Source organism: Massilia sp. TWP1-3-3, assembly GCF_049897805.1.
In the GTDB taxonomy this organism is placed as follows: domain Bacteria; phylum Pseudomonadota; class Gammaproteobacteria; order Burkholderiales; family Burkholderiaceae_D; genus Telluria_A.
The window spans coordinates 119,583-140,617 of the sequence record NZ_JAFCWX010000003.1 but is presented as its reverse complement, the minus strand read 5'-3'; the positions used below and the strand labels follow the sequence as shown (position 1 = coordinate 140,617).

Genomic DNA, 21,035 nt, shown 5'->3' with positions numbered 1-21,035 from the left:
AAAAGGGGGAGGGACGGGAATGTCGCCGCGCCGCCCGTCAGGCGGCGGCGCGGCGCTGCGGCGCGTGTAGCTTACGCTTCGGTGTTCTTGCCGTAGGCTGCGGCGTCGAGCAGGCCGTTGAACGAATTCGGGTCGCTCGGCATCAGCTTGAACAACCAGGCCGAATAGGCGTCGCTGTTGATCGAGTCGGGCGCATCTGCCACGGCGGTATTGACGGCGACAACCTGGCCCGATACGGGCGCGTAGATGTCGCTGGCGGCCTTGACCGATTCGACCACGGCGGCGTCGTCGCCGGCGGTCATCGATTTGCCCACCTTTGGCAGTTCCACGAAAACGATGTCGCCCAGTGCATCCTGCGCATACTCGGTGATGCCGACGGTGAAGGTGCCGTCGGCCTCGGCGCGCACCCATTCGTGGGACTCGGTGTACTTCAGATCTGCAGGAATATTCATAATGGGCTCCGGTAAGTGGTGAATGCGTATTGTATAAGGTCGAACATCGGGTCGAACTGCGGGTGGAACAGCGGGTCAGGCAGCGAGGATTTTACCGTTGCGTACAAAAGGCAGCTTGACGACGGTCGCCAACAGCTTCTTGTCGCGAATTTCCACGTGCACGCTGTCGCCGATGGTCACCTCCAGCGGCAGGCGCGCCAGGGCGATCGCTTCCTGCATGGTCGGGCTGAAGGTGCCGCTCGTGATTTCGCCAACCGCGCCGGTGGCGGTAACCACTTTCTGGTGGGCGCGCAAGATGCCGCCTTTTTCGCGCAGGATCAGGCCCACGAACTGCGCTTTCTGGCCCATCGCCAGCAGGGCCGCCTTGCCGATGAAGTCGCGCTCGGACTTGAGGTCGATCGTCCACGCCAGGCCGGCATCCAGAGGATTGACGCTGTCGTCCATGTCCTGGCCGTACAGGTTCATGCCCGCTTCCAGGCGCAGCGTGTCGCGCGCGCCCAGGCCCGCCGGTTTGACGCCGGCTGCGACCAGGGCATGCCACATGGCGTCGGCCTGGGCGGCGGGAAAGGCGATCTCGAAGCCGTCTTCGCCGGTGTAGCCGGTGCGCGCAACCATCACTTCGCCAAACGCGGTGTCCTTGACGATCACGGCATTGAAGGGTTTGAGCGGCTCGGACGCGGCCTGGGTGGTCGGCAGCACCTGCCACACCTTGGCGCGCGCATTCGGCCCCTGCACGGCGATCAGGGCCATCGGTTCATTGCCGTCGCGGCGCTGGGTGGTTTTCACGCCGCTGCCGGTGGCCGCATTTTGCGCCATGATCCAGGCCACGTCTTTTTCGGCGGTGCCGGCGTTGACGACCAGGCGGAACCAGGTTTCGCTGAAATAGTAGACGATCAGGTCGTCGATGACGAAGCCTTGCTCGTTCAGCATGCACGAATACAGCGCCTTGCCGGCGGCCTGCAGCTTGTCGACATTATTGGCCAGCAGGGCGCGCAGGAAAGGGCGCACGTTGTCGCCTTCGAGGTCGACCACGCACATGTGCGAGACGTCGAACATGCCCACGTCATGGCGCACCGCGTGGTGCTCTTCGATCTGCGAGCCGTAATTGACGGGCATGTCCCAGCCGCCGAAATCGACCATCTTGGCGCCGGATGCGCGGTGTGCGGAATTGAGCGGGGTCGTTTTAAGCGTCATGGAAATCCTCGGAGCAGGTGAATAGGGGTCGCCGAACAGCGCGCAAGAGGACATTAGCCGCTTGCGGGTGCTCGGTTGTTCGCCCCTCTGTCCTTGATACCTGAGAGATAGCGGAACTGCTTCCGCCTGCCCCTTCGGTGGGCCGCCGGCAGTACGCCGCGGCCGCTCTCCAGAGTTTGACCGGCCGCGTTTTGCCCGCTGCCGACCCCTGACCGGTCCTTTTGCCTGAGAGTTTTTGGGTGATGCCCCTTCGGCGGCAGCGCGTGGCTGCCCTCTCCCGATCAGAGTGCAGAGCATATGCCACCGGCCACGGCCTGTCAACCTTGGGCCGGGCGGGGCTGCGCACGAATGGCCTCGCGACGGAGCCTTTCACAGGCGCTATTTGTTAAAATAAACCATCGAGTTTGGGGGTAAAACAATCATGAACGAAGAACAGACCAAACCAGGCGCCGACGCGTATTTCACGCTGTCGGGCGACGTCAACAGCGACATGGTGCACCGCGTGTTCGAGGCGGTATCGTGCATGAGCGAAGCGGGCATCGAGACGGCCCATGTGCTGCTGCAGTCGAACGGTGGGTACGTCAGCGATGGCCTGTGCCTGTATAACTACCTGTCGAACGCGCCGATCAAGTTTGTCATGTATAACGGCGGCGCGGTGGCCTCGATCGCGGTGATTCTGTATTTGGCAGGCAGCCGGCGCTATGCCAGCGAGACGGCGCGCTTCATGGTGCACAAGTCGCACGCGACGGCCTCGCCCGGGGCGCGGCCGGACGCGCTCAATATCATCGTCGAAGGCTTGCGCGCCGACGATGCGCGCACCGAATCGATTCTGCGCAAGCATATCGAGTTCACGCCGGACCAGTGGGGCATACACCAGTATTCGGACTTGCACCTGACCTCGCGCGACGCCAAGACGGCGGGCATGATCGATGACGTGGCCGACTTTGCGCCGCCGCGCGGCACGCAGATTCGCAATATTTAGTCGGTCAGCACTTTCGCGCCGGTCGCAGGCGCGCGACTTGCCAATCGCCTGGCGATCGATCGGTGCGACAGGGGGCGGCAAATGGCGCTCCAGAGGCAAGGCAAGGCTGTATTGCCATGGCCGCGTTGCTATGGCCGCGTTGCTATGGCCGTATTGCCATAGCAAAAGAGCCTGCAACGCCGTCGGCGCAACAGACTCTTTCAATGCTTCCTGTGTGGCAACTGTCTCAGCGCAGCCCGGAAACGCGGCCCGCCCAGCATATCTACAAGTCTGCGGGCTTAGCGCCTGTCAGCGATTTGAACCGCTTTTGCCGCCCGAACCTTGATTGCCCGACTGATTGTTGCCTTGCTTTTCATCATTCTTGTGGCTTTGACGGCCAGCCTCGACATGCTGCTCATGCGTGCCACCCTGGGTTCCCGTGCCCGAACGGGAGCCCGAACGGGAGCCCGAACCCTGGTTGCCCGACTGCTTGCTGTCGCTGGAGTTGTCGCTTTGCTTGCTGTTCTTGTCGCCTTTTTTATTTGCGTTCATGTTCATTCCTTTAAAGAGTTTGAAAATGCCGTGCTCGCCATAACACAGATGATGAGTGTTTCAACTGCGTTCTCAAATGTGTTTCCGGTGGCACAATGATGCGAGTTGCATCCTTTGCTCGGTATCAGAAGATCGCTCGAACCAGTGTAGGAGATATTCCTACGAAATTGAAATTAATGATGTCTTTCTAAAACTCTTCCCAGTCCATGGCGCGCCGGCCAAAGGCGCCGCGGCTTCGTTTGGCCGCAGGCACGCTCGCCAGCGACACAATGACCCGCGCCGGCGCGTGGCGCAAGCGCATGTCGAGCGCCTGGGCTGGCTTGGCCAGCGGACCGGAATTGCTCGACACCAGGCGCAGCCCCGGCGCGGCGGCCCCGTGTTCCGACCCGAGTACAAAAGCGGCGGTGGCGCGCGACAGGCCGGCGGCCTGGTCGCGGATGGCAGCGCTCGCCGCTGCGGCCTGTGCGGCCAGGGCGCCGCCGCGCCGCGCCGCCTTGTCCAGTGCCGCGAGCGACTGGCGGGCTTGCTCCGTTCCCGCCGCCTGGGCCGCGCCGGCGCAGGCCAGGTCGGCGCTGATGGCGCTCGCGCGAGCGGCCTGGTCGATGGCTTGATCAAGCGCGCCGCCGGCCTTGGTGGCCAATGCCGTGCCCGCAGCAGCAGCCGTCAGCGCGTCGTCGACCAGCAGCCTGGCGTCCTTGGCCGCTGCAGCGCTGCGCTGGGCCAGGGTGCGCACTTCGGCGGCGACGACCGCGAAACTGCGCCCGTGTTCACCGGCGCGCGCCGCTTCAACGCCCGCATTTAGGGCCAGCATAGTGGTCTGTAAGGCGATGGCATCGATCACGCCGGCCAGGTCGGCAACGCGGACTGACGCGGCGCTCATCGAGGCCAAGGTGGCGGCCACGCCAGCGACCGCCGCGCCGCCCTCGGCCGCCATGTCAGCGGCCAAACGCGCTGCGGCGCTGCCAAGCTGGGCCTGGCCGGCGTACTGCGTGGCGCCGTCGGCCAGTTGCGCCATCGATGCGCCGGCCTGGGCCAGCGCGCACGCTTGCTCCCGGGCATGGGCTGCGAGCGCCTTGCCGTCTGCCGCAACGGCGCCGGCGCTGCCGCTGATGCTTTCCGTGCCGGCGCGCACCCTGAGCACCATGCCGGCCAGACTGTCATTCATTGCTTGCAGCGTGCTGAGCAGTTCGCCCGATTCTGCTGCGCCGATCTTGCCGCTCAGGTCACCCGTGGACACGCGCCGGGCCATTGCGGTTGCCGCCTGCACGGGGTGGGCCAGCTCGGCGCGCAGCCACAGCACCAGCATTGCCGCCGCGCCCAGCGTGACCGCGATTGCCACCCAGGCCAGCAGGCGCGCGCCTTCGTAGCCGGCGTGGGCCTGGAGCACGGCGCCCGCTTTCTGGCCCGATCCCGGCGCCAGACTCGTCGCCAGGCCCGTCAAAAGGCTCATCTGTTCGAGCTGGTTCAGCATCCAGAGCGACAGGCCCATGCTCAAGCACAGCAGCAGTGCGAAGCTGGCATACAGTTTATGGTGTGGATCGAGCCGGCGGAGGAGTGACATGGTGACGTCCTTTGCGAGGGGAGTGCTGCGGCGGTGTGTTTCCTTATCTTAGGGAAACGAGCAAGGCCACCTTTGCGTCAGATCAAAAGTCCCAGTGGCAACAAAAACAACAGAAGCGAGCTCTTCTTTGCCCAGAATAGGTATTTACGAAAAAAAGCCGGATAAAAAGCGCGTTACTTTCATTTTGGGTATTGCCTTGTGGAAAGAACGTGGCAGAATAGAAGTTCAATAGTCAACTTAACATTCCCGGAGACGAACCGATCATGGCAACGCCAGCGTCCAGAACAGCAAGTGCAAAACAGGCGGCAGTGTCGCAGCATGAGCTGTTGGACGCCCTCGTGGCAATTGTCGCCAAGCATGCCAGCGAGCAGTGGGGCGGCGTGAGCACGCGCCTGGTTGCTTCCCTGCTGGACGTGGACAGCCCGACGCTGGACGCGCGCGATGTGTTCCTGCGCGTAAAATCGGGCAACCTGCTCAAGGATCATCACTACGCGTTTGTGCATCTGGCCTCGGACGGGCTGGAAAAAGCCCTGCGCAAGGAAGTGGCGGCGTTGCTGCCGCGTCCGCGCAGCGCCCTGATCGCCGAAGCGGCGCTGTCGCTGGTGCCGTTCGAAGAAATGGACACCCGTGTCGCCTTCGACAGCCTGAGCCGCCCGTTCGAAATGAAATACGCGACCCAAATCGCCACGCTGAACGTTCGGCTCGGCTTTCTGCTGAACCGCGACATCCTCAACATCGCACAAAATCCATTCCGGCCCGAAATGTTCCTATCCGCGCTGAACAGCGCCTGGAAGGAATTCGAGCCCAATGAAGAGAGCCACGCGCTGATCACCTCGCAACTGCGCCCGGCGCTGCTGTGGGATTTTGGCCCCATGTACGACGCGCTGTGCGACGCGCTGATGAGCAAGGGTACCCAGCCCGGCTCGGTCGACGCCTACAACATCCGCAAGACCGAAGGGGCCAGCTCGGCCAAGGCCAAGCGCGCCAAGCAGCAGGCCGCGCTGGCGTCGCAATTGCGCCAGTTCCTCGACGGCGGCGCCGATGGCGGGTTTGACGACATTCCCATGATTCCCGACCTGCCGCAAGGGGCCGGCGGCGCGGGCGGCGGCTGGCGCCCGAGCGGCGTCCTGGGCGTGGCGACGGATGCGCCAGGCGCCTCGCTGCAGGCGGGGCCTGGCTTCGCCGCCGCGTTCGCAGGCGCCGCTCACGCGCATGGCGCAGCTGCCCACTTCATGGGGGGCGCGCCAACAGGACAGGGCGCCACTGCGCATCCGCATTTCATGCAAGGTGGCGCGGCGGCGTCCCAGTATGGCGGCCATGGCGGGCACGGCGTCTCGTCAACGCACCAGGGCGGTCATGTTGCAGGCGCCGGTCAGGCGGGCGCCCAGGCCTTCCAGGGCGAGCATGGCGGCGCCCATTTTATTGGCGGCGCCCAGCCGGCGGCGTATGCCGCGGCGGGCCAGATCCTGGACCAGGCCGGCTTTGGCGCGGCGCCCGCGCCGCTGCTCGACATGCTCAAGACGCTGCAGGCACGCATGCCAGAACAATTCGCCGCGTCGCCATCGCGCCCCGGCCCGGCCCAGGGCGCCGATGTGTTCTATTTGCCGCGCTTAAAAGCCAGTATTCCGAAAGGCAGCCTTACGCGCGGCGATGAAAGCACGATCGACCTGCTGTCGAAAATTTTCGACACCGTCTTCATCGACCCGAATATTCCGAAGGAAATGCGGAACTTGATCCAGTTCCTGCAAATTCCGGTGCTCAAGGCGGCGCTGGCCGACAAGAATTTCTTCTTCGAAGAAGCGCATCCGGCGCGCCGCATGATCAATCTGCTCTCGAGCATGGGGCTCGATCAGCGCAGCGCCGACGACCCGCTGTTCAAGGCCATGCAGCGCAGCGTGGAGCGGGTGGGCGATGAAGCGGACGACACCGCCGGGCTGTTCACGACGGCCGTGGCCGAGCTGGAAGATTCGATCAAGGCTGAAGAAAAGTTTGAAGTGCAGGCCATTGCCGCACCAATCGAGGCCGCGCTCAAGCAAGAAAAAGTCGTGGCGGCGACGCGTTCGGCCAAGTCGGCCGTGGCCGCGCGCGTGAGCAGCGGCGAAGTCGTGGCGGTGCTGGAAACGTTCCTTGAGCAGCGCTGGACGTCGGTGCTAACGGTGGCCTACAGCGTCGAAGAAGAAAAGCCCGGTGCGGTCGGCAGCGCCACGCGCACCATGGATGACCTGATCTGGAGCGTCAAGCCAAAAATCACGCGCGACGAGCGCAAGTCGCTGATTGCCAAGCTGCCGGGCCTGCTTTCCACGCTCAATCAATGGCTGGACATCATCAAGTGGCAGGAAGCCGAGCGGCTGCAGTTTTTTGCCGAGCTGGCCGAATGCCATGCCTCGATCGTGCGCGCCCCGCTCGACATCAGCCCAGAGCGCCAGCTCGAGATTGCCGTCGAAGTGGCGCAGCAGGATGCCATGCGGCGCCTGGAAAAAGACCAGGCGGCGCAAACGGCGCTGCCGGTGGTGCCGGACGAGGCGGAAGTGACGGTGGAAGGGCTAGAGCGGGGGGGCTGGCTAGCGTTTACCCAGTCGGATGGCAGCGTACGCAAGGCCAAGCTGGCGTGGGTCAGTCCGCTCAAGACCTTGTACATCTTTTCGCTCGGCGCGCGCCAAGATTCGTTTTCGCTCACGGTGGAAAAGCTCACCGCCGGCCTGCGCCAGAACAAGGTCAGCATCGTCCAGCTTGACGGCGTCGTTGAACGCGCGCTCTCGCAAGCGATGGGCGCCGGCGCCGTCAACGACACCGACATCACCGCCGCCGCCTGACCCCCCCCCACCGGGGTCAGACCTCGCGCTTGCAACGTGTTGCAACGGTGAGGTCTGACCCCGCATCGTCTTGATTTCAAACCGGATCGCGCAATAATGGCGTGCTTGCGGATACTTGACTGCATGTCGAGCGCCATAATCGTCATAGCGGGTATCGACATCTGCGACTGCAACGCTTTCCTTCACCACAAGTTTGAGGTCTGACCCCATTTTCCCGGATGGAGGTCTGAGCCCGCTTTTGGTGTTGCCGAATTAGAAGCTATTCACCATCGCCAGCCCCGCACTGCCCCTACCGGAATGAAAGCAACAAATGGTATGATGGGCCTCTTTCTGATTCCCGAGCCTGCCCACCAACGTGCGACTATCCTCAATAAAATTGTCGGGATTTAAGTCTTTTGTTGATCCCACCAATTTCCAGGTGCCGGGTCAGCTCGTGGGCGTTGTCGGTCCCAACGGTTGCGGCAAGTCGAATATCATCGATGCCGTGCGCTGGGTGCTGGGCGAATCGAAAGCGTCGGAATTGCGCGGCGAGTCGATGCAGGACGTGATCTTCAACGGCTCCACTCACCGCAAACCGGCCGGGCGCGCGTCGGTCGAACTGGTGTTCGACAATAACGACGGCAAGGCTGCCGGCCAGTGGGGCCAGTACGCCGAGATCGCCGTCAAGCGCACCCTCACGCGCGACGGCACCTCCACTTATTACATCAACAGCCAGCCGGTGCGCCGGCGCGATATCCAGGATATTTTCCTGGGCACGGGCTTGGGTCCCCGCGCCTACGCCATCATCGGCCAGGGCATGATCTCGCGCATCATCGAATCGCGCCCGGAAGAGCTGCGCGTGTTCCTCGAGGAAGCCGCCGGCGTCTCCAAATACAAGGAGCGCCGCCGCGAAACGGAAAACCGCCTTAACGATACGCGCGAGAACTTGCTGCGGGTTGAGGATATCCTGCGCGAACTGAACGCCAACCTTGAAAAACTTGAGGCGCAGGCGGTCGTGGCCAACAAGTTTCACTCGCTGCAGGCCGACCAGGAAGAAAAGCAAAAACTGCTCTGGCTGCTGCGCAAGAACGAAGCGCAGGCCGAGCAGGGCAAGTTTTTGCGCGAGATGGCGCAAGCCCAGACCGACCTCGAAGAGCAGACCGCCAAGTTGCGCCACGTGGAGCTCGACCTCGAACACATGCGCCAAGCCCATTTCGCCGTGGGCGACCGCCTGCACCAGGCCCAGGGCCACCTGTACCAGACCAATGCCGAAATCGGCAGCCTGGAAGCGCAGATCAAGTTCGTCATCGAGTCGCGCAGCCGCCTGCAAAACCAGCTGGCCGCCTTGACGGCGCAGCGCAACCAGTGGCAGGCCCAGGGCCAGGATTATCAGCAGCAGATCGAAGAAGCTGACTACCTGCTCGAAGAACTCGGCGGACGCGTCGAACAGTCGCAGATGGCGGCCGAGGCGCAGGACGAACGCCTGCCCGCGCTGGACGCCGCGTGGCGCGCCGCGCAGCACACAACCACCGAGTCGCGCGCCAGGATCATGCAAGCGCAGCAGCAAATCGAGCTGGAATCGGCCCACCAGCGCAACGCCTCGAATATTTTGAATGGCTTGCTGACCCGGCGCGAGCGGCTGCAGCAGGAAAAAAACGGCCTGAATCTGCCCGACAGCGCGCACCTGTCCAACCTGCGCATGCAGCTCGAAGAAAAGCAGCAGGCGCTCGAAGAGCAGACCATGCAGCTCGAGGGAGCGACCGACCAGCAGCAGCGCACCGAAGAAGAGCGCGGCGCGGCGCAAGCACAGGTCAACCGCGAGACCAGCGCCAACGCGCAACTCGAAGCGCGCCTGTCGGCGCTCAAGCAGCTGCAAGAGCGGGTGCAAACGCAAGGCAAGGTCCAGCCGTGGCTGCAAAAGCACGAACTCGATACGCTGCCGCGCCTGTGGCAAAAACTGCACACCGAGGAGGGCTGGGAAACGGCGATGGAGTCGGTCCTGCGCGAGCGCACCACGGCGCTTGAAATGTCGAATATCGACTGGGCCAAGGCGTTTTTCAGCGATGCGCCACCGGCCAAGTTGGCGCTGTATTCGCCGTCGCTGGCCAACGCCGGACCGGTCGCCGATACCCCTGGGCTCAAGAGCTTTGCCAGCCTGCTCAAACTTAATGACGCCGGCCTGCGCGGCGTGCTTACCGACTGGCTGCACAATGTGTTCGCCGCCGAAGACGCCGCCACCGCGCTGGCCGAACGCGCCAGGCTGCCGCCGGGAGGCTCCTTCATCACGCGCCAAGGTCACGTGATCACGCAGTCGAGCGTGCGTTTTTTCGCCGCCGACGCCGAACAGGACGGCCTGCTCGCTCGCCAGCAGGAAATCGAGAACATCACCAAGCAGCTGCGCGCGCAGACCATGCTGGCCGATGAAGCACGCGCGCGCGCGGTGCGCGCCGATGCGGCAGTGGCCGAGCTCACGCGCCGCCTGCAGGACGCGCGCCAGCGCGTGGCCCTGCTCACCCAAGCGGTGCACGCGCTGCAGATCGAGGTCGTCAAGCAGTCCGAAGTCGAGGCCCGCTTCAATCAGCGCAGCAACCAGATCCAGGCCGACCTGGCCGAGATCGCGGCCCAGGAAGAAGAGCAGAACCAGATCCGCATGGAATCCGAAGAAAAATTCGAGCAGCTCGACATTGCGCTGGGCGAACTGCAAGGCGCCCACGAAGACGGCCAGACCGACTTTTTAATCAAGGAACAGGCGCTGGCCGACGCGCGCGACAAGCTGCGCGAACTCGAACGCGCGGCGCAGGAAGCGCAGTTCGCCGAAAAGACCCAGCGCAGCAAGATCGAGGAGCTGCGCCGCAATATCGCCACCGCCACCCAGCAGGCCGCGCAAGTGGGCGAATCTCTGGAGGTGGGCCAGCAGGAACTTGAGTCGCTCGAGACTTCCGCCGCCAGCGACGGCCTGCAGGATTTGCTGGACCGGCGCTCCAGCCAGGAGCGCGCCCTGTCCGACGCGCGCCATGAACTCGACCAGATCACGCAGCAGCTGCGCACGGCCGAAGAAACGCGCATGCTGTCCGAACGCAGCCTGCAGCCGCAGCGCGACAAGATCACCGAGATGCAGCTCAAGGAGCAGGCCGCGCGCCTGAACCAGGAACAGTTCACCGAGGCTTTGAAAGCGGTCAATGCCGATGAAGCGGCCCTGTCCGAAAAGCTCCATCCCGACCTCAAGCCGTCCTACCTGCAGGGCGAGGTTACGCGCCTGACCAATGCCATCACGGGCCTGGGCGCGGTCAACCTGGCCGCCCTCGACGAGCTGGCGCAGGCCTCCGAGCGCAAGAATTTTCTTGATGCGCAAAACGCCGACCTGACCGAGGCGATCAACACCTTGGAGGACGCGATCCACCGCATCGACAAGGAAACGCGCGAGCTGCTGCAAGACACCTTCGACAAGGTGAACCACCATTTTTCCGAACTGTTCCCGATCCTGTTCGGCGGCGGCAACGCCAAGCTGGTCATGACGGGCGACGAGATCCTCGACTCCGGCGTGCAGGTCATGGCCCAGCCGCCGGGCAAGAAGAACGCCACCATCCACCTGCTATCGGGCGGCGAAAAAGCGCTGACTGCAACGGCGCTGGTGTTCTCGATGTTCCGCCTGAACCCCGCGCCGTTCTGCCTGCTCGACGAGGTCGACGCGCCGCTCGACGACGCCAACACGGAGCGCTTTTGCCGCATGGTCAAGCGCATGTCCGAACATACCCAATTCCTTTTCATCTCGCACAACAAGATCGCGATGGAGATGGCCAATCAACTAATCGGTGTGACGATGCAGGAGCAGGGCGTATCGCGCATTGTGGCGGTGGACATGGAGTCCGCCGCAAATTTCGCTACTGAGGCACAAGCAGCATGACAGACATCGAAATGAGCATCAGCATCGCCGTCGCCATCGTGGTCGGCGTGTTCGCCTTTAACAAGTGGCAGGAGTACAAGGCCCGCAAGAGCGTGGCGCGGGCTTTCTCGTCCGACCATGACGACGTGCTGATGCGCTCTGACGAAGCGCGCTCCGAGCCTGGCTTCGGCGGCGGCAATGGCGGCAATGGCGACGAGGACGAGAACGCGCGCCTGATCACGCCGCCGCTGCCGGGCACCGACACGCCCGACACCACGCCGGCCGAAAAGGCCACCAGCCTGGTCGACCCGCTGATCGATTGCCTCATTCCGCTCTCGCTTGAAACGCCTGTTCGCGGCGACAAGATCCTGCCTGTGCTGCACAGGCTGCGCCACGTCGGCAACAAGCCGGTGCACTTCATCGGCCTGGCCGTCAGCGGCGAGTACGAGCCCATTACCCATGGCGGCGTCTACACGCAGCTGCAGGCGGGCGTGCAGATGGCCAGCCGCACCACCGCGCTGAACGAACTGGAATACTCGGAACTGGTCACGCGCTTGCGCGCGCTGTGCGACGACATCGGCGCCGAGCCCGAAATCCCGGACATGATCGAAGTCATGGGCGAAGCGCGCACGCTGCACCGTTTCGTGTCGGGCCACGACGCCCAGCTGGGCGTAAATTTGCTCTCGAACGGCGCGCCATGGTCGATCGCGACCTTGATCGGGGCGCTGGAAAAGCAGGGCTTCGACGTGCGTCCCGACGGTCGCTTCATCATGCCAGACGGCGACGGCGGCCAACTGTTTACGCTCTCGACCAACGTCACGCTGGGCGCCGATACCACCTCGCGTCTGACGCTGCTGCTCGACGTGCCGTGCGTGGCGCCGGTGAGCGACGGTTTTGGCGCGATGGTCTTGTGCGCCAAGGCGCTCGTGGGCCGGCTGGACGCGCTGATCGTCGACGACAGCGACCAGCCGCTGCTGGACGAGGCGCTTGGCGAAATCAACAACCAGGTGCTTGATTTTTACCAGGAGATGGAAGCGGCCGACATTGCCGCCGGCTCGACCCGCGCGCTGCGTCTGTTCAGCTAGCAAAGGCCCGGGAGAGCGACAGTGACAACTAGCGTGACAACTACCGTAACAACAGCGCCGGATTATTTGGAGCGGATGGCTTGGCTCACCGAAGAGCTGAACCGCCACATCTACGCCTACCACGTCAAGGATGCGCCCACCATCCCGGACGCCGAGTACGACCGCATGTTCGGCGAACTGCAGCAGCTCGAGGCGGCGCACCCGGAAGCGGTGTCGCAGGATTCGCCGACCTTTCGCGTAGGCGCGGCGCCGCTGCCGGAATTCAAGCAGGTTACGCACACGGTGCCGATGCTGTCGTTGAATAACGCCTTTGCCGATGACGACATCGACAACTTCGACCGCCGCGTGCGCGAAGGCTTGAGCGCGCCGCAGGCCGACTATGCGGCCGAACTGAAATTCGACGGCCTGGCGATCAGCCTGCGTTACGAGAACGGCGTCTTTGTGCAGGCCGCCACGCGCGGCGACGGCGCCACCGGCGAAGACGTCACGGTCAATATCCGCACCATCCGCACCATTCCGCTGCGCCTGCACGGCAGCGTGGTGCCGAGCGTACTTGAAGTGCGCGGCGAAGTATTGATGTTCAAGGCCGACTTTAAAAATCTGAACGCGCGCCAGCGCGACGCCGGCGACAAGGAATACCAAAATCCCCGCAACGCCGCCGCCGGCAGCTTGCGCCAGCTCGATTCGCGCATTACCTCCAGCCGCAACCTGTCGTTTTTCACGTACGGCATCGGCGCCCTGGAAGGCGCGCCGATGCCCGCTTCGCACTCGGCCCTGCTGGACTGGTACGAGCAGCTCGGCCTGCCGGTTTCTAGAGAGCGCAAAGCCGTCACCGGTGCCGAAGGTTTGCTGGCGTATTACAAGGATATCGGCGAGCGGCGCGCCAGCCTGGCCTACGAAATCGACGGTGTCGTCTACAAGGTCAACCGGCTAGAAGACCAGCAGCAGCTGGGCTTTGTGTCGCGCGCGCCGCGCTTTGCGATCGCGCATAAATTTCCCGCCGAAGAAGCGCTCACCGAAGTGCTCGACATCAATGTGCAGGTCGGGCGCACGGGCGCCATCACGCCGGTGGCGCGCCTTGCCAGCGTGTTTGTCGGCGGCGTCAACGTGCTCAACGCCACGCTCCACAACGAAGGCGAAGTGCGGCGCAAGGATATCCGTATCGGCGACACCGTCATCGTGCGCCGCGCCGGCGACGTGATCCCGGAAGTGGTGTCGTATGTCGCGCAGCGGCGCCCGGACGACGCGCGCCAATTCGTCATGCCGACCGAGTGCCCGGTGTGCGGCTCGCCCATCATGCGCATGGAAGACGAAGCGGTGGCGCGCTGCTCGGGCGGCTGGACCCATTGCAGCGCGCAAAAGAAGGGCGGCCTGATGCACTTCGTATCGCGCCGCGCGATCGACGTCGAGGGCCTGGGCGACCAGCTCATCGAACAACTGGTCGACAAGGGCTTGATCAACACCGCCGCCGACCTGTACGCGCTGGACAAACCCAAGCTGCTGGGACTGGAGCGCATGGCGGCCAAGTCCGCGCAAAACGTGCTCGACGCGCTGGAAAAATCGCGCGCCACCACCTTTGCGCGCTTCATCTACGCGCTGGGCATTCGCAACGTGGGCGAATCGACCGCCAAGGCGTTGGCCCAGCATTTCGGCAGCCTGCCGGCGCTGCTGCACGCGGCCGCCTACGAAGGCGGCCTGCAACTGCTGGAAGTGGCCGATGTGGGCCCGATCGTCGCCCGTTCCATCACCGAGTTCCTGACCGACGCCGACAACCTGGCGCTGGTCAATGCGCTCGCCGCGCAGCTGCACTGGAAGGATGGCGCGCATGTGATGACGGCTACCGGCGCGCTGGCCGGAAAGACGTTCGTCATCACCGGCACCTTGCCCACCATGGGCCGCGACCAGGCCGGCGCCCTGATCGAGGCGGCAGGCGGTAAAGTATCAAGCTCGGTATCGAAGAAAACATCATACGTCGTGGCCGGCGCGGAGGCTGGCAGCAAGCTGGCCAAGGCGCAGGAACTCGGCATCACCCTACTTGACGAAGCGGCGCTGGTCGCTTTGCTTGAATCAGCCAGGTCTGTAAAGGATTCCCCCGATGAAGCCAGTTAGAAAAGCAGTGTTCCCCGTTGCCGGCCTGGGCAGCCGTTTCCTGCCCGCGACCAAGGCGCAGCCTAAAGAGATGCTGCCCATCGTCGACAAGCCGCTGATCCAGTACGCCGTCGAAGAAGCCGTCGCCGCCGGCGTGACCGAGCTCATTTTCATCACGGGGCGCAACAAGCGCGCCATCGAAGACCATTTCGACACCGCCTACGAAATTGAATCGATGCTCGAGGCGTCCGGCAAGACCGAGCTGCTGCAGATGGTGCGCAGCGTAATTCCCCCCAACGTCACCTGCATCTACATCCGCCAGTCGGCGCCGCTCGGCCTGGGCCACGCGGTGCTGTGCGCGCGCCCGGTGGTGGGCGACGAGCCGTTCGCCGTCATGCTGGCCGACGACTTCATGGACACCAGCCCCGGCGTGGCGCCGGTGCTGGCCCAGATGACGGCGGTGTTCGGGTATGAAAACTGCAGCGTCCTGGCGGTCCAGGACGTACCGCGCGAACAAACGCGCCAGTACGGCATCGTCAAGGCCGACGCCTATCGCGACAACCTGGCCGTAGTCACGGGCATCGTTGAAAAGCCGATGCCCGACGTGGCGCCGTCCACGCTGGCCGTGGTCGGGCGCTATATCCTCAGTCCGCGCATTTTCGACTGCCTGGAGCACATTGGCGCCGGCGCCGGCGGCGAAATCCAGCTCACCGACGGCATTGCCGCGTTGATGGCTTCGGAACGCGTGCTGGCCTATCGCTATGCAGGCACGCGCTACGATTGCGGCTCCAAGCTTGGCTATCTGAAGGCCACCACGGCGATGGGACTCAAGCACCCCGAAACCGGCGCCGGGTACCGCGAATTTCTGGCACAGATGCAATCGGAACAAGGAACATAATGGCTGTTCGTGAAATTCTCAAGATGGGCGATCCGCGCCTGCTGCGCGTGGCCGAACCGGTGCGCGACTTTAATACGCCCGAACTCGATGCCTTGATCGCCGACATGTTCGACACCATGCACCACGCGAACGGGGCCGGGCTGGCAGCGCCCCAGATCGGCGTCAATCTGCAGCTCGTCATCTACGGCTTCAAGCAGAACGAGCGCTACCCAGATGCGCCGTCGGTGCCGGAGACGGTGCTGATCAATCCGGTGCTCACCGCGCTGTCCGAGCGCAAGGAAGACGACTTCGAAGGCTGCCTGTCGGTGCCCGGCCTGCGCGCCAGCGTGCCGCGGTTTACGCACTTGCGCTACGAGGGCGTCGACCAGCACAACAAGCCGATCAGCCGCGACGTGACGGGCTTTCATGCGCGCGTGGTGCAGCACGAGGTCGACCATTTGCTGGGCATCCTGTACCCGATGCGCATCGAGGACTTTTCAAAGTTCGGCTACACCGAAGTCATGTTTCCGGACATGGACCCCAACGACGACGATTGAGATTGATGAGCACATTGATGACAACTTTGAAACGATGTGGCGCGCTTGCGCTTACCCTGTTTGCATATGCGCCTGCGTTCGCGCAGGAAGGCGCCGGCAACGCAGGCCACGCAGTGTGGCTCGATACGGGCTTTGCGACGTACCACTTCCAGAGCGACAAGAACCTGAACGGGCGCAATCCGGGCATCGGGATTGAATACGGCTTGTCGGACACGATGGCGCTGACGGCGGGGCGGTTTTATAACAGCGACCGCGCCCACTCGCGCTACGCCGGGCTGTACTACCAGCCGTGGACGGTGAAGGGGATCAAGCTGGGGGCGGTGGTCGGCGCCTTTGACGGCTACCCCAAGATGCACGATGGCGGCTGGTTCCTGGCCGCCATTCCCGCGGCAACGTTCGAGTACAAGCGGGTGGGCGTGAATGTTGCCGTGGTGCCGAACTATAAAAACCGGCTGCATGGAGGCATCTCGGTACAGCTCAAGTTCAAGCTGTGGGAGAGCGCTGGCACGCCGTAATACTTGCAGATAGCGTCAACGGCGACTGCGCAAACCATCACGACACTTGGCAACTCGAAGACCTCACCCACATCGTCCTCGCGCAGGCGAGGACGATGTAACTATGCTGCATCGTTGCGGTTTTTGCGACAGCCTGCCCTTATTCAGCCTCCAGTCGTTGGCTACTCCACCGTCACATCCGCCTCCGTCACGCTGATCACCCGCCCAGCCGCCTCGATGGTGGCGCCGGCGCCGGCAAACGTCACCTTCGGGGCAGGCGCGGCGCAATCGCTGCGCAGCACCGAGACGATCAAACCCCTCGCGCGCGCATTCTCGAACACAAATTTGTTCCAGTGATGGGGCCCGGCCGGCGTGGCCGGCGCCACCGGGTAACCCTCGCTCGCGGTCATCGCCAGTGCCTCGGGCGAGGCCACCATCCCGCACAGCTGCGCCGGCGCTATATCGGCCCGAAACCCCGCTGCCGTTCCGGACAGCGCGGCGCCGGTGTGCAGGTTGTACTCGTACTTGCGCGCCGCCACGCTATCGAGCTGGTCCACCGTGACCAGCGTCGACGGGCGGATGAACACCACCGTTCTGGTGGCGCGCGTGAGCGCCCCGCCATAGGCCGCTGCCGCTTCGCCGGTGGCCAGGTCGCAGCTTGCGCCCTGCACGAAGCGCGTCAGCCGGCCTGCCGCCGCGCGCTCGCCCAGCCCCGCGGCGCCGAGCGCCTGGCCGATGCCGCCGTCAAAGGTGATGGCATTGTGCGCGCGCGTCTGCTTGTAGTAGTTGCGCCAGTGCGGCGAGTTGTACGCGTCGTACACGCCACTGTCCATGGCCAGCACCTGGCCTTGCGCGACCATGACAAAGCTGTTCTGGTCTGCGTGCGAATGGTTGATCGAGCCGAATGGACTGCTCTTGAAATGCACTGAGGTGCGCTGGCGGTCGCCCAGCGCGCTGTGCATCGCGGCCCAGCCCACAGACGGGAACCACGCGCCGTTCGGCTGGCCCGCAGGCAGTGCGGCCTCGCCGCCATATTCGCGGGGACTGAGCAAGATGTGCAGGCGCGCGTAGTCTTCGCCGCTTTGCTGCGTGGCGTACCAGTGCGACAGCGCAGTGTCGGAGCGGTTCATGGTGGCCTTGCCCAGGCGCGCCCATTCTTCGGCGCGGTTGACTTCGGCGCCGTCGCCGAACACGCCGGCCGGCGTGCCAGGGGGCAGGGTGTAGGCGATAAAACGGGGGAACTGGGCCAGCCAGCTCTTGCCATAGAAGGGCACGCCAAGCACCCGTTCCACCAGGTCCCACATCAACTGCGATTCGCCGGCATCCCATTCGGCGTAGGTCGAACCGTTCGCAAAGCCGCCGTCGACGCCGCCCCACGGGCTCACGCTCGACACATAAGTCGACAAGATGGCGCGCAGCCACGGATCGAGTTCCGGCGTTTCGCCGCGCACGATCAGCAAGGCACCGATCAATTTGCCCAGCGCGTTAAAGGCGATCGCGTTTTCGGGAAACTGGCGCACCGTCTCGGCAGTCTTGAGCAAGCCGGCGTTGCCGCACACCCGGACGATATCAAGGACGCTCTTGCGCTCGGCGGCGGTCAGCTCGGCGTAGGCAAAATCATAGGCGAGGGCGTAGTACCAAACGTAGTCGCGCGTTTCGGCCACGTCGCCGCTGCAGGAGCGCGCCAGCACGGCCGGCGCAAACAAGTGCATCCGCCCGCGCATCTCCGCCAGGAACCACGGGTCGCGGGTGACGTACCAGGCCACCGCCGCTTCGGCCATGCCTTCCAGCAGCCGGTCCTGCTGCCACCAGCTGGCCATGCGCGTGCTGTCGCTGGCGGCCTCGATCTGCCCCTTGAGCGCGTCGCTCGCCAGGGTGACGCTATTGCGCTTGAGGTAGCCCGTCAACGCGGTAATCGACTTCAGCCGTTCAAGTTTTGTGGCCGCAACGATCTCGCGGTAATCGGCTTGTCCTTTAAACAAGCGCGGGTGGCCCATGACAATCTTGCTGGCATCAAAATTGTCGAGCGCCGCGTTCAGGCCCGATGCACTCAAGGCAAGTGCCGGATCGGCGGTGGTGGTTGCCGCAATCGCGGGCACGCCGCTGATGACCGTTGGCCGGGGCAGCCTGAACTGCGCCTGCGCCGGTCCGATTGCCTGTGCGATACACAAAATGGCAAGCGCCGCGCGTCGTTTGATCATGAAGTTCTTCCTCGGTCAAAATTTCCCAAGAAACATTATGCTCACAAGTGGCCTGTGTTTCGGTAGGCGCGTCGTCAATTCCCCATAACAGGCAACAGTTAAATATCTTTCTGCCATAGCAATACCAGCGCCATGCCGACGCTAAGGTCACAGGCCGCGAACCCAGCGGATTTTGGTGTAGATCAAACAAGTGAGACAGCGCGCGGGCACACGCCAATGCGTTAACGTTTTCTTAACGTGTTCGGCGCCACGCTATTGCCACATCCCACCGCGAGGAGCGCGCAATGAACCAGCATGACACGATTTTTCAAGATGCCGATGCGGCGATTGCCGATTTCGATTTCGGCGAACGCACCACTGCGGTCTTTGACGACATGCTCGGGCGCAGCATTCCCATGTATGGCGAGCTGCAGCGCATGATCGGGGAAATCGCCGGCGAATTTGCGCACACCGGCAGCGGCGTGTATGACCTTGGCTGTTCCCGCGGCCTCCCATTGGCCTCGCTGCGCGAAGGCGCGCGCGGCCGGCAAGGCGCCGTGGCTGGTCGGCGTGGACAATTCGCGCCCCATGCTCGATAAATGCCGCGATCGCTTCGCCGCCCTTGAGGAAGGCCAGCGCCCCACGCTGGTCGAGGCCGACCTGAATGCTTACCGGGGCATTCGCAACGCGTCCGTCGTTGTACTGGACCTGACGCTGCAATTCATCCGGCCCTTGCACCGCGAGCAGTTGATACGCCATATTGCCGACGCCTTGCATCATGACGGCGGCCTGATCCTGTGAAAAAGTGCTCAGCGCCGACACCCGGATCAACCGTGATTTCATCAAGTTTTACTACAACATGAAGCGCGCTAATGGCTACTCCGAAACCGAAATCGCGCGCAAACGCGAGGCACTTGAAAACGTGCTGATTTCTTACCGGCTGGAAGAAAACGTCGAGCTGCTGACCCGTAACGGCTTTCACGCCGCCGATACCTTTTTCCGGTGGTATAACTTTGCCGGCATCGTCGCCGTGAAAGGGGCGGCGGCGTGCTTTTAAGGCTCGGGAACCTCGTCTTCAGGCACCGCAACTGGCTCTTTCCGCTGGCGTTCGCGCTCGCACTCGGCTTGAGCGTGCCGGTGCGCCAGCCGCACCTGGCGCTGGCCGGCTGGCTGCTTGCGCTGTCTGGCCAGGCGCTGCGCATCGTCACCATCGGGCACGCCTACATTATCCGCGGCGGCAAAAGCCGGCGGGTGTACGCCGAAGGCGTGGTCGATACCGGCATGTTCGGCGCCTGCCGCAATCCGCTGTATGTGGGTAACCTGCTCATTGCGCTGGGGCTGGCGGTGGTGATCAACGCACCGGCTTTCTACGCGCTGTTCCTGCCGTTTATCGGCGTGGCCTACACCAGCATCGTCGCAGCGGAAGAAGACTATCTGCGCCAGCAGTTTGGGGAGCAGTACCTGGCCTACTGCCGGCGCGTGCCGGGCTGTGCTGGACCTGTGGCGACTACATGGCCTATGGGCAGTCAGCGCTGCCCGACCCGGCGCCCGTCTGGCTCGGGCTCGGGCTGTGGCTCATGCTGTATGCGGCCGTGCGCTTTGCCAAAAAAAGCGGTTACCTGCAAGCTTAGCGTCCTGGCTCTAAACGAGCAATGCCGCAAAATGGGCCAGCGTGCGCTGCTCGGCGAGGGCGGCAGCGTCGGCATTGAAGTGCTGGCCATTGACGCGCGCAAAAGCGTGGTCCTGGCCCGGATAGACGAACACCTGCACATTGTCGAGCGCTGCCGCGGCGGCGGCGATGACGTCCTGCGCCGGCTTGGGAATATACTGGTCGGCGCCGGCCAGGTGCATCATCAGCGGCGTGGACATGCCCGCAAGTTCGCCGACGAATTCATTGCTGCGCCCGCCGTAGTACGACACGGCAGCGTCCGGCGCGCAGCGGGTGGCCGTCAAAAACGTCAGCAGGCCGCCCAGGCAAAAGCCGACCACGCCAACCTTGCCGCTCACGCCAGGCAGCGTGCGCGCCACGGCCATGGTGGCGGCGACATCGGCCACGCCCTTGTCGACATCGAACCCCTGGTACAGCGCAAAGGCCTTGGCCCATTCTTCCTGGCTGGCGTCGGTCAGTTCAATGCCGCTTTCCTGGCGCCAGAACAGGTCGGGCGCGACCGCCACATAGCCGTGGGCGGCAAGCGCATCGCAATGGGCGCGGATATCGGCGTTGATGCCGAAGATTTCCTGGATGACGACAATGGCCGGCGCCGCTTTACCGGCAACTTGAGCGGGGTGCGCCACGTAGGCGCCAAAATTGCCGTCCGGTGTTTCGATCGTGATGCGTTCGTTCATGCCATTCCTTGCA

The 21,035-nt window shown here is 63.8% G+C and carries 18 protein-coding genes, 1 pseudogene and 2 riboswitches; of the genes and pseudogenes, 12 read left to right on the top strand and 7 right to left on the bottom strand.

The annotated features are described in order from the left end of the window. Window positions 1-71: 71 nt before the first annotated feature. Together gcvH and gcvT are read right to left on the bottom strand one after the other, a co-directional pair. Window positions 72-452: a glycine cleavage system protein GcvH gene (gcvH, locus tag ACP7D4_RS03940; protein WP_426101086.1), complete on the bottom strand. Its 381-nt coding sequence runs from the start codon at window positions 450-452 to the stop codon at window positions 72-74. 75 nt (window positions 453-527) lie between these two features. Continuing rightward, on the bottom strand, window positions 528-1,646 hold the full coding sequence (gene gcvT / locus ACP7D4_RS03935) for a glycine cleavage system aminomethyltransferase GcvT (RefSeq protein ID WP_426101084.1): 1,119 nt from the start codon (window positions 1,644-1,646) through the stop codon (window positions 528-530). Between the two features lie 77 nt (window positions 1,647-1,723). Continuing rightward, window positions 1,724-1,829, bottom strand: a riboswitch (glycine riboswitch). 20 nt (window positions 1,830-1,849) lie between these two features. After that, window positions 1,850-1,936: riboswitch (glycine riboswitch) on the bottom strand. A 131-nt stretch (window positions 1,937-2,067) separates the two neighbouring features. On the opposite strand from gcvT, the gene ACP7D4_RS03930 reads away from it, so the two are divergent. Beyond that, window positions 2,068-2,628 (top strand): ATP-dependent Clp protease proteolytic subunit, encoded by a 561-nt coding sequence (locus ACP7D4_RS03930; RefSeq protein WP_426101082.1) that lies wholly within the window; start codon window positions 2,068-2,070, stop codon window positions 2,626-2,628. A 288-nt stretch (window positions 2,629-2,916) separates the two neighbouring features. On the opposite strand, the gene ACP7D4_RS03925 is transcribed toward ACP7D4_RS03930, so the two are convergent. Both ACP7D4_RS03925 and ACP7D4_RS03920 read right to left on the bottom strand, forming a co-directional pair. Continuing rightward, a complete protein-coding gene (locus ACP7D4_RS03925) occupies window positions 2,917-3,159 on the bottom strand; it encodes a hypothetical protein (RefSeq protein WP_426101080.1) in 243 nt (80 codons plus the stop codon). A 187-nt stretch (window positions 3,160-3,346) separates the two neighbouring features. After that, window positions 3,347-4,720, bottom strand: a complete 1,374-nt coding sequence (locus tag ACP7D4_RS03920; RefSeq protein WP_426207842.1) for a methyl-accepting chemotaxis protein — start codon at window positions 4,718-4,720, stop codon at window positions 3,347-3,349. A 263-nt stretch (window positions 4,721-4,983) separates the two neighbouring features. On the opposite strand from ACP7D4_RS03920, the gene ACP7D4_RS03915 reads away from it, so the two are divergent. The 7 genes from ACP7D4_RS03915 to ACP7D4_RS03885 all read left to right on the top strand — a co-directional run bounded on the left by ACP7D4_RS03915 (window position 4,984) and on the right by ACP7D4_RS03885 (window position 16,517). Then, the gene (locus tag ACP7D4_RS03915) at window positions 4,984-7,533 is read left to right on the top strand and encodes a DUF1631 family protein (protein WP_426207841.1); all 2,550 of its coding nucleotides are present in this window, start codon (window positions 4,984-4,986) and stop codon (window positions 7,531-7,533) included. Window positions 7,534-7,888: 355 nt separating this feature from the next. Then, window positions 7,889-11,416: a chromosome segregation protein SMC gene (gene smc / locus ACP7D4_RS03910; RefSeq protein ID WP_426207840.1), complete on the top strand. Its 3,528-nt coding sequence runs from the start codon at window positions 7,889-7,891 to the stop codon at window positions 11,414-11,416. Continuing rightward, entirely contained in the window at window positions 11,413-12,480 is a 1,068-nt protein-coding gene (locus ACP7D4_RS03905) for a cell division protein ZipA C-terminal FtsZ-binding domain-containing protein (protein WP_426207839.1), read from the top strand. Before smc ends, ACP7D4_RS03905 begins: the two co-directional genes overlap by 4 nt. Before the next feature lie 75 nt (window positions 12,481-12,555). Then, window positions 12,556-14,589 (top strand): NAD-dependent DNA ligase LigA, encoded by a 2,034-nt coding sequence (ligA, locus tag ACP7D4_RS03900; RefSeq protein WP_426101070.1) that lies wholly within the window; start codon window positions 12,556-12,558, stop codon window positions 14,587-14,589. After that, a complete protein-coding gene (gene galU, locus ACP7D4_RS03895; RefSeq protein WP_426101068.1) occupies window positions 14,576-15,466 on the top strand; it encodes a UTP--glucose-1-phosphate uridylyltransferase GalU in 891 nt (296 codons plus the stop codon). The genes ligA and galU overlap by 14 nt, the downstream gene beginning before the upstream one ends. Next, on the top strand, window positions 15,466-16,002 hold the full coding sequence (gene def / locus ACP7D4_RS03890) for a peptide deformylase (RefSeq protein ID WP_426207838.1): 537 nt from the start codon (window positions 15,466-15,468) through the stop codon (window positions 16,000-16,002). The genes galU and def overlap by 1 nt, the downstream gene beginning before the upstream one ends. A 17-nt stretch (window positions 16,003-16,019) precedes the next feature. Continuing rightward, complete coding sequence (locus ACP7D4_RS03885; protein WP_426101064.1) at window positions 16,020-16,517, top strand: hypothetical protein; 498 nt, start codon at window positions 16,020-16,022, stop codon at window positions 16,515-16,517. A 161-nt stretch (window positions 16,518-16,678) separates the two neighbouring features. On the opposite strand, the gene ACP7D4_RS03880 is transcribed toward ACP7D4_RS03885, so the two are convergent. Further along, window positions 16,679-18,697 carry a heparinase II/III domain-containing protein gene (locus tag ACP7D4_RS03880; protein WP_426207837.1) on the bottom strand — a complete coding sequence of 673 codons (2,019 nt, stop codon included), beginning with the start codon at window positions 18,695-18,697 and terminating at the stop codon, window positions 16,679-16,681. A 284-nt stretch (window positions 18,698-18,981) separates the two neighbouring features. Between ACP7D4_RS03880 and ACP7D4_RS03875 the strand changes: the two genes are divergently transcribed. The 3 genes from ACP7D4_RS03875 to ACP7D4_RS03865 are packed head-to-tail and all read left to right on the top strand — an operon-like array spanning window position 18,982 to window position 19,733. Continuing rightward, window positions 18,982-19,275: a hypothetical protein gene (locus ACP7D4_RS03875; protein ID WP_426207836.1), complete on the top strand. Its 294-nt coding sequence runs from the start codon at window positions 18,982-18,984 to the stop codon at window positions 19,273-19,275. Beyond that, entirely contained in the window at window positions 19,265-19,477 is a 213-nt protein-coding gene (locus tag ACP7D4_RS03870) for a hypothetical protein (RefSeq protein WP_426101058.1), read from the top strand. Before ACP7D4_RS03875 ends, ACP7D4_RS03870 begins: the two co-directional genes overlap by 11 nt. 4 nt (window positions 19,478-19,481) lie before the next feature. After that, the gene (locus ACP7D4_RS03865; protein ID WP_426207835.1) at window positions 19,482-19,733 is read left to right on the top strand and encodes a hypothetical protein; all 252 of its coding nucleotides are present in this window, start codon (window positions 19,482-19,484) and stop codon (window positions 19,731-19,733) included. Here the strand turns inward: ACP7D4_RS03865 and ACP7D4_RS03860 are convergent. Then, window positions 19,730-19,894, bottom strand: coding sequence for a hypothetical protein (locus ACP7D4_RS03860; protein WP_426207834.1), 165 nt, complete (start codon window positions 19,892-19,894; stop codon window positions 19,730-19,732). The two genes, ACP7D4_RS03865 and ACP7D4_RS03860, sit on opposite strands and share 4 nt — an antisense overlap. 33 nt (window positions 19,895-19,927) lie before the next feature. Here ACP7D4_RS03860 and ACP7D4_RS03855 point away from each other — a divergent pair. Continuing rightward, window positions 19,928-20,119 (top strand): annotated as a pseudogene (locus ACP7D4_RS03855) (methyltransferase); the annotation flags it as partial. Between the two features lie 198 nt (window positions 20,120-20,317). Here the strand turns inward: ACP7D4_RS03855 and ACP7D4_RS03850 are convergent. After that, on the bottom strand, window positions 20,318-21,022 hold the full coding sequence (locus tag ACP7D4_RS03850) for a dienelactone hydrolase family protein (protein ID WP_426207833.1): 705 nt from the start codon (window positions 21,020-21,022) through the stop codon (window positions 20,318-20,320). Window positions 21,023-21,035: the final 13 nt, after the last annotated feature.